The 8,137-nt window shown below is 67.0% G+C and carries 10 protein-coding genes; all 10 read right to left on the bottom strand.

Annotated features, from left to right (window positions below):
- Nucleotides 1-53: 53 nt before the first annotated feature.
- Complete coding sequence (locus ACOQFS_RS11160; protein ID WP_421562949.1) at nt 54-986, bottom strand: ABC transporter permease; 933 nt, start codon at nt 984-986, stop codon at nt 54-56.
- Nucleotides 983-1,825 carry an ABC transporter ATP-binding protein gene (locus ACOQFS_RS11155; RefSeq protein ID WP_421562948.1) on the bottom strand — a complete coding sequence of 281 codons (843 nt, stop codon included), beginning with the start codon at nt 1,823-1,825 and terminating at the stop codon, nt 983-985. The genes ACOQFS_RS11160 and ACOQFS_RS11155 overlap by 4 nt, the downstream gene beginning before the upstream one ends.
- Nucleotides 1,826-2,022: 197 nt before the next feature.
- On the bottom strand, nt 2,023-3,027 hold the full coding sequence (locus tag ACOQFS_RS11150; RefSeq protein WP_421562947.1) for an ABC transporter substrate-binding protein: 1,005 nt from the start codon (nt 3,025-3,027) through the stop codon (nt 2,023-2,025).
- Between the two features lie 83 nt (nt 3,028-3,110).
- The gene (locus tag ACOQFS_RS11145) at nt 3,111-3,974 is read right to left on the bottom strand and encodes a creatininase family protein (protein ID WP_421562946.1); all 864 of its coding nucleotides are present in this window, start codon (nt 3,972-3,974) and stop codon (nt 3,111-3,113) included.
- Nucleotides 3,975-4,007: 33 nt separating this feature from the next.
- On the bottom strand, nt 4,008-4,472 hold the full coding sequence (locus ACOQFS_RS11140; protein ID WP_421562945.1) for a RidA family protein: 465 nt from the start codon (nt 4,470-4,472) through the stop codon (nt 4,008-4,010).
- Nucleotides 4,469-5,788 carry an amidohydrolase family protein gene (locus tag ACOQFS_RS11135; RefSeq protein ID WP_421562944.1) on the bottom strand — a complete coding sequence of 440 codons (1,320 nt, stop codon included), beginning with the start codon at nt 5,786-5,788 and terminating at the stop codon, nt 4,469-4,471. The genes ACOQFS_RS11140 and ACOQFS_RS11135 overlap by 4 nt, the downstream gene beginning before the upstream one ends.
- An 11-nt stretch (nt 5,789-5,799) precedes the next feature.
- Complete coding sequence (locus tag ACOQFS_RS11130) at nt 5,800-6,387, bottom strand: NAD(P)H-dependent oxidoreductase (RefSeq protein ID WP_421562943.1); 588 nt, start codon at nt 6,385-6,387, stop codon at nt 5,800-5,802.
- 29 nt (nt 6,388-6,416) lie between these two features.
- Nucleotides 6,417-6,719, bottom strand: coding sequence for a 2Fe-2S iron-sulfur cluster-binding protein (locus ACOQFS_RS11125; protein ID WP_421562942.1), 303 nt, complete (start codon nt 6,717-6,719; stop codon nt 6,417-6,419).
- A 137-nt stretch (nt 6,720-6,856) separates the two neighbouring features.
- Complete coding sequence (locus ACOQFS_RS11120; RefSeq protein ID WP_421562941.1) at nt 6,857-7,561, bottom strand: TetR family transcriptional regulator C-terminal domain-containing protein; 705 nt, start codon at nt 7,559-7,561, stop codon at nt 6,857-6,859.
- Between the two features lie 28 nt (nt 7,562-7,589).
- Nucleotides 7,590-8,120, bottom strand: coding sequence for a nucleoside deaminase (locus ACOQFS_RS11115; protein WP_421562940.1), 531 nt, complete (start codon nt 8,118-8,120; stop codon nt 7,590-7,592).
- Between the last annotated feature and the right edge of the window lie 17 nt (nt 8,121-8,137).

Below are 8,137 nucleotides of genomic sequence, written 5' to 3'. Positions count from 1 at the left end.
GCGATCCTCGGTTTTCGCGCGTTTCGCTTCGATGCCTTCTACCGCGCAGACTCCTAGTCGTGCGACGTTTCGCTGGCGTGCCAGCCGCCCAGGGCGACGCGTGTGAGCCATGCCATCAGCACGAAGAGCGCGACACCGGTGAGCGAGATCAGCAGCAGCGCGGCAAACATGCGGGGGATGTTGAGCTGAAAGCCCGCCTGCAGGATCTGGTACGCCAGCCCCGCACCCTGGCCGCCCGTGCCGGCCACGAATTCGGCCACCACGGCACCGATGAGCGCAAGCCCGCTCGAGATGCGCAGCCCGCCAAAGAAGTACGGCAGTGCGCTGGGAGTGCGCAGGCGCAGCAAGGTCTGCAGCCGCGTGGCGCGGTTGAGCTGGAAGTAGCTTTGCAGGTCAGGGTCCACACTGCGCAGGCCCAGCGTGGTGTTGCTGATGATGGGGAACAGTGCGACGAGCGCCGCGCAGATCACCATGGAGGCGGTCGGGTCCTTCACCCAGATGATGATGAGCGGCGCCACAGCCACGATGGGCGTGACCTGCAGCAGCACGGCGTAGGGGAACAGCGCAGTCTCGATGCGTTTGCTCTGCACGAACAGGAAAGAGACCAGCACACCCGCCACGGTGGCCACCACAAAGGCCAGCACCGTGATTTTGACCGTGACCCAGAGCGATCCGCCCAGTGCGGCCCAGTCGGTGAACAGCGTCTTCATCATCAGGATGGGCGAGGGCACCAGGTATGGCGGCAGCTCCATGGCCGTGACCAGGCCCTGCCATAGTGCAATCAGCACCAGGCCGACGAGCATGGGGTACACCACGCGCTGCACGCGGGGCTGGGCCATAAGAGGCGGGCGTTGGGGGGCCGCCTGGCCGGCTGGCCTGGCAGTGGTGGCTTGCGCAGGGGCCGAGCGTGCGGTGACAGGGCTGGAGGCCGCCACGGGGGATGCCACCGGCGACGCGATGGATGCGGAAGGGAAGGGGGTGCTCATGCCGCGGTCTCCTCGGTGTCCACGCTGGCGCGCATCAGGCTGTCCTGCAACTGCTTGGCGTAGCGGCTGAATTCGGGCGAGACCATGAAGTCGGCCGTGCGCGGGTAGGGTGCGTCGATGCGGAACTCTTCGACCACACGGCCCGGGCGCGCGGCCATCATGACCACGCGGCTGGAGAGGAACACCGCCTCGTGGATCGAGTGCGTGACGAAGATCACGGTGAGCTTCTTCTGGCGCCATAGATGGAGCAGGTCGGCGTCCAGCTTGTGGCGCGTGATCTCGTCGAGTGCGCCAAAAGGCTCGTCCATCAGCAGCAGGTCGGGCTGGGTGACCAGGCCGCGCGCGATGGAAACACGCATCTGCATGCCACCCGACAAGGCGCGGGGCAGGGCACTGGCGAACTTGGCCAGTCCCACCAGTGCCAGTGCCTCCGTCACGCGCGCATCGGCCTCGGCACGCGGCACACCCGCCAGGTCCAGCGGCAGGCGCACATTGGTCTGCACGCTGGCCCAGGGCATGAGGGTGGGCGACTGGAAGACAAAGGCCATCTTCTTGCCGCTCTCGTCCAGCTGCGCGACGGGCTTGCGCCACAGGTGCAGGCGGCCGTCGGTGGGCTCCAGCAGGCCCGCCACCATTTTCAGCAGCGTGCTCTTGCCGCAGCCCGAGGGGCCGAGCAGGGTGACGAATTCGCCTTCCTCAATGCTCAGGTCCACCGGCAGCAGGGCCTGCGTGCCGTTGGGGTAGGTTTTCTCGGCGGAGAGCACCTCCACGGCGGGCGTTGAATGGGGCAGCGGTGCCTGGGCGTGTGCCAGCGGCGGAGATTCAGCGGGGGATGTCATGGTCGCCTTTCGATGGATGCGGCCGTGGGTGGGGTGCGGCGGCTGTGTCAGGGCTGGGGTGGCAGCGGGAGCGCGTCTGATCCACCGGGCTTCACACCACCCACCGATCGGGCTGAGCTTGTCGAAGCCCTGCGCGGCGCTTCGACAGGCTCAGCGTGAACGGTTGGGGGTATGTGGATGGAAGCCCGTGAATCGAATCAAGGAAGAACCTTGAGATCCTTCACAAAGGCCGTGTTGTAGGTCTCGGCCAGCTTCACCTTGGCGGGGTCGATGAGCTTGGCGTCCACCAGGAAGTCGTAGCTGGCCTTGGCGCGCGCGTCGGTCATGATGCCGATGCCCATGGTCGCTGCGTCGCCCCCGGTCGCCATGCCCAGTTCCTTGAGCTTGGCCACGCTGTAGGCCAGCTGCTCGTCGGTCATGTTGGGGTTGTCCTTTTTGATGAGCGCGTTGGCAGGGGCGGGGTCGGCCAGGTAGCTTTTCCAGCCCTCCATCGACGCCTTCACGAACGAGGCCACGGCAGCGCTGCGGTCCTTCACCGTTTTTTCCATGCAGCTCACGGTGGTGGCATAGGCGGGGTAGCCATGGTCGCTGAACATCAGCGTGTTGGCTTTCACGCCTGCCTTGGCAATGGCAAAGGGCTCAGACGTCAGGTAGCCCTGCTGGGCGGTGTTCTTGTCGGCCACAAAAGGCTGGATGTTGAAGGTGTAGGGGCGCGTCTGCGAGTCCGTGAAACCGTACTTGGCCTTGAGCCAGGGCCAGTAGCCACGCTGGGCCGACGAGGCGATCAGGATGGTCTTGCCCTTGAGGTCCTCGAATTTCTTCACGTCCTCGTGCGCGATCAGCACCTGCGGGTCTTTCTGGAACACGGCCGCCACGTTGACCACGGGAACGCCGCCCTCGCGCATCTGGATCATCTGCAGGTCGCTCGACCCCATCACGCAGTCGGACTGGCCGGCCGCCATCATCTGCACGATGTTGACCTGCGGCCCGCCCATCTTGATGGTCACATCCAGGCCGTACTTCTTGTACAGGCCCGTGGCCACTGCCTGGTAGAAGCCGCCGTGCTCGGCCTGCGCATACCAGTTGGTCATGTAGGTGAATTTTTCCTGCGCGTGGGCGGTGCCCGACATGGTGCCGACGGCACCAGCAGCGAGCAGCGCGGCTGCACCAATTTTGGAAAGGCGGGAGGCGGTCTTCATCATGGCTTTACTCCGGTAGGGGGTGGAGGTGGAACGAAGGGAGAGCGAAGGGAAAAAGAGAAGGTTTGCGCTGGCGTTTGCAGGTTTCAGGCCAGTGCGGACGTGTGCTCGACGTGCCCGGTGTGATGGGCGCGGCCCCAGGTGGGCTCAGCGCGCGGTGCCCACTGCAGCTTGTGCAGCTCGGTGATGGCGGCAGCCCAGCTCACGGCCAGCGAATCGAGGATGGCGTGGCCCTGCTCGGCCGTGGCGGGCAGCGGGTCGCCGATGACGCCGCTGGGGCCAAAGTCGCGTGCGCTCCAGGCGCAGGCCGGGCGGCCGTCGGGCGACAGCAGGGGGGAGTCGAAAACGGGCGGGTAGTTGACCACGGCACGCTCCATGTGCACGGTGTCGGGTGCCAGGGCCAGCATGAGTGCGGTTTCGCCATGACCTGCATGCATGGCCAGGCGCTTTTCCTTGTCGGAGAGGAACTTGCCCGCCACATGCGGCACGCGCCAGGTGAAGCTGGGCACCACGATGAAATCGCCGTGGCGCAGGCGCAGCTCCCGCGCACACATCTCCAGCACCTGCGGCTGACCGCCATGGCCGTTGACGAACAGCAGCTTGCGAAAGCCCGCCCGGTAGACCGATTCGCCCACCTCGTTCATGGTGGCCAGCAGGGTCTCGCCGCTCAGCGTCACCGTGCCCGGAAAGTGCAGGTGCTCCTCGGACTTGCCGTAGGTGATGGGTGCCATCGCAAACGCCGGCACCTCGGCCGGCAGGCGCGCCAGGGCATGGCCCACCACGCCCGCGCTGATCACGGTGTCCACCGCGCAGGGCAGGTGCGGGCCGTGCTGCTCGGTCGCGCCGCAGGGCAGCACGATGACGGTGTTGGCCTTGTCCGGCAGGTCGCAGATCTCGGTCCAGCTCAGGTAGGGCAGGTAGCGGTGGGGCGGGGTGTAGCCGTGCAGCATGGGGCGGGTCTTTCGTGAAAGGAGATGTAGAGGTCAGCGCAAGGGGAGGTAGGCGGTCGCTTCGACCTCGACCAGGATGTCGGCCGTGGGCAGCATGCCGGTGACCTCCACCACGGTGGAAGCCGGCGGCTCGCCCGGGAAGAACAGTCTGCGCACGCGGCTGTACTGCGGGAAGTGGTCCAGGTGCTTGAAGTACTGCACCAGCTTGAACACGTCGGACATCTGGCCGCCTGCGGCCTCGATGGTCTGGCGAATGCGATCGAGCACGTACCAGCTCTGCGCCAGGATGGGCCCCTCCTTGACGTCGCTGCTGAACTCGCCCGTGCGGCCGATCAGCGTGGCAGCTTCATCCGGAATGTCGGCATAGCCACGCACGATGCGGCTGGCGGCAGGGTCCACGGCGATGATCCCGCTCAGGTAGATGCAGTCGCCTGCGCGGCGCCATGCGGCGTAGCGGGCCAGGGGCTGGGCGATGCCAGGTGTGGGGTTGTGGCTCATGCAAAGCTCCTGGTGGTGTGGGGGGTGGGCACAAGCCAGGCGGCAGGTGCGTGCCCGCTGACCACGCGGCCCTGGCGCAGCACCACGCGGCCCTGCGCGCCTTGGGTGCGGGACGGAAAACCCCAGTTGTCGGCCTGCGTGAAGACCAGCAGGTCGGCCACCGTGCCCGGCTGCAGGGGCAGCGCGGCGGGGCCGGTGCGCAGCCAGTCGGCACGGCACACCGCTTCGCTCCACCGATCAAAGGGGGCATCCAGCTGCGCGGCCAGAACGCCTGCGGACAGGGCTTCCAGCGGGTCGAAGCTGCCCACGGGGCAGAACGGGTCTTGTACGTTGTCGCTGGCCACCAGCACCGGGATGCCACGCGCGCGCGCTTCCTTCACCAGCGTGAGGCCGCGTTGCCGCGGCGTGCGGCCCGTGGTGGCGTCCTGCAGCAGCAGGTTGGTGATGGGCAGCGTGACCAGCGTGATGGGGGTTTGCGCTACGGCATCAAGCGTGGTGAGGGCGGTGGCTTCGTCCTGCGCCGCCAGGGCGCAGGTATGGCCGCACACCACATGGCCGTCAAACTTCAACTCCTTGAGCAGTGCCGCCGTGGTCGCCAGACCCAGCGCGCCCGGGTGAAGCTCTTCATCCACATGCAGGTCCACGTTCAGGCCGTGGTGCTGCGCGGCTTCGAACAGATGGCGCAGGGCCTGCGCGTCCCAGTTGGTGGAATGCACAAAGCCGCCCAACAGTGCACCGGGGCCGCTGGCGGCCACCGTGGCGGCCAGTCGCATGGCGGTGCTGCGCTCTACGTACAGGTGCAGAGGGATGAGACTCACGCGCTCCAGTGCGATGCGGTCGACCCAGTCGTGGGCCAGCGCACGCTGCACATTCCAGGCCAGCGGCTGCGTGTCGGGCTCCCACCAGTCGCAATGGGTGCGCAGGTGCACGGTGCCCGCTTCGTATGCCCACTGCAGCGCGCGGCTGGCACGTGCGTGGATGTCGGCTTCGGTCCAGCCCTGGCGGTCCACCATCATGGCGTCGATGGCGCCGAGCAGGCCGGGTTTGACCACCCCCATGCGCGGCAGGGTGAAGGCCTTGTCCAGGTGCGTGTGTGCATCCACCAGGCCGGGCAGCACCAGGGCGCCTGCGACGTCCCAGACGATGCCGTCGGGGTGGGGCTGGCTGCCGCTTGGCAACACCTGCACCACACGGCCCTGTGCCAGGTGCAGGTCCGCCAATGCCGGCTGGTGGCCCTGCTGCGGCCACTGCGCGGGCAGCAGCCAGCGCGGCAGCCGGGCGCGCTGGATATGGTCGGGGATGCTGGATGCGTGCATGTTTCCCTCCCTCATGCAAAGCGCGCCATGGCCTGGCCCACACGGGCCTTGAAGGCCGCCAGGCGCGGCGGCGTGGCCACGTTCATGTGGTAATAGGCGTGGTAGTCCACGCGTGCCTTGCCGCCGGTCAGCAGCCGCATGTAGCGCGTGACGGACTTGCGCGGCGGGTCGCCCATGAGCAGCGCCGTCCAGCGCGGGCGGCCATAGGTCACCACGGCCGAGATGCGCTGGATGTGCGTGAGCGACGGCTTGACGTTGTTCGGGTCGCTGATGTCGAAGGCCACGCCGGGCATGAGCACGCGGTCGAAAAATCCCTTGAGCATGGCGGGCATGCCGAAGCACCAGGTGGGAAAGCAGAACACCACCGCCTCGGCCCAGAGCAGCCGGTCCACATAGCCCTGCACGGGCAACCGGTTGCTGGGCACCTCGTGATAGCCCAGGCGCTCTTCGCGGGTCATCACAGGGTTGAATCCCTCGGCATACAAGTCACAGTCATCGACCTGATGGCCCGCGGCGCGCAACTGCTGCACCACCTCCGCATGCAGGGCGGCGTTGTAACTGGTCTCCACCGGGTGGCAATAGATCACGAGGATGCGCATGGCGTTGTCCTTCAGGTGGGCGGGCGGGTCTACAGGTCCAGCGTGAGCGTGGGCCCGAGGCTGCGCGCACAGCACACGGCCACGTGGGTGGCCTGTTCTTGCGCACTCAGGCAGCTGTCGCGGTGGTCGGGTTTGCCGTCGGTCCACCGGGTCACGCAGGTGCCACACACGCCCTGCTCGCACAGCGTGTCAATGGCAATGCCGGCGAGCTGCAGCACGTCGGCCATGCTTTCGCCGGGCTGTACCGGCAGCCGCATCTGGCTGCGCGCAAGCACCAGTTCGAAGGCCTGTTCACGGGCGGGCAGCGCAGCTGCCCTGGCGGGGACTTGCATGTTTGACCACTTGATTTGATCGATTGGTCAAACTATTGCAAATGCTGTGCCAGCGCGGCTTGGGGCCGCACCCGGCGTCGTGGGGTGTCAAAGTGCCCGCCAGAGGTCCTGCCACGCCCGCAAGCGTGCAGGCCCGCTCAATCTGGTGCGAAGTCGGCGGGCAGGCCGCAGCCCAGCAGCACAAAGTTGGTGAGTTCGCGCACGATGGGCTCGCGGTCGATGGGCTCGTCGGGCGCCAGGCCCAGCATGATGTGCACCTGCACGCCGTAGTCGGCGTAGTGCTGCGTCATGCCCCAGATCTGCATGAGCAGCAGCGTGGGATTCACGGGGCGCATCCGGCCCTCGGCGATCCAGCGGTGGATCAGGTCCACCTTCTGCTGGGTCGACTTGACCGCCACCGGCCAGTATTTGCCCAGGTTGCGTCCGCCGCCCAGCACCTCGGTGGTGAAGATGCGCGAAAGGCCGGGGTTGTCCAGTGCGTAGTCCAGTTTCTTGCGCACGTAGTTCGACAGCACGGTCTTCGGGTCGTTGCTGTTGGCGTCGAAGATGAAGGCACCCGACCAGCCATTGAGCACCGAATACAGCAGCTCTTCATACAGCTCTTCCTTGCTGCTGATGTAGTAGTGCAGTTGGGGCTTGGTCAGGCCTGCACGCTCCGCAATGGCCTTGGTGGATGCGCCCTTGAAGCCATGTCGGCTGAACTCGGTGATGGCGGCTTCGCGGATGGCGCCCAGGATGCGTTCGCGCCCCTGCTTGGAGCGGCTCAGCAGGCTGCTGGAAACACTGCCGATGCCGGAAGGGTCGGCGTGGGGTTCTGTGGTGGAGTTCGAGGCGTTCGGCATGGCGTGAGATTGTCGCTGCGCACGCCCCTCAGGACTTCCAGAACCCCACATGCGGTGCGCTCGCCTCCTCGATCAGCGCGGGGCCGATGCATTCGATGGCGTGGGGCGAGGCAGCGAACACGTCGCGGCACGACAGTTCTGCGTCGCGTTGCTCGGCGCGTTCACCGCGGAACACGCGCAGCCGCTCGGCGTCGATGCCGAACACCACGCGCCCGATGCCAGACCAGAAGATCGCGCCGGCGCACATCACGCAGGGCTCGGCCGACGAGTACAGCGTGGCCTGCGCCAGCGTGTCGCGGCCTACGCGCGGGCTGAGCTGGCGCACGGCGTTGGTCTCGGCGTGGCCCGTGCAGTCGCCGGTTTCGGTGGCGTTGCAGTAGGCCTCGGCCAGCAGCGTCCCGTCTGCACCCACCACGATGGCCCCGAAAGGGCGGTTGCCGCGTGCGCGCGCCGTGCACGACCAGGCGATGGCCTGGCGCAGATAGGTGCCATCGGCATCGCCGATGTCGGCAGGGTCGTCGAACGGGGCGGGCGGCACGGCGGCCAACAGGGCATGCATGGGATGTCTCCGTCGAT

The sequence above is a fragment of the Paracidovorax sp. MALMAid1276 genome (genome assembly GCF_049198005.1).
GTDB lineage: Bacteria > Pseudomonadota > Gammaproteobacteria > Burkholderiales > Burkholderiaceae_C > Acidovorax.
This window is presented reverse-complemented; position numbering and strand designations above follow the sequence as displayed.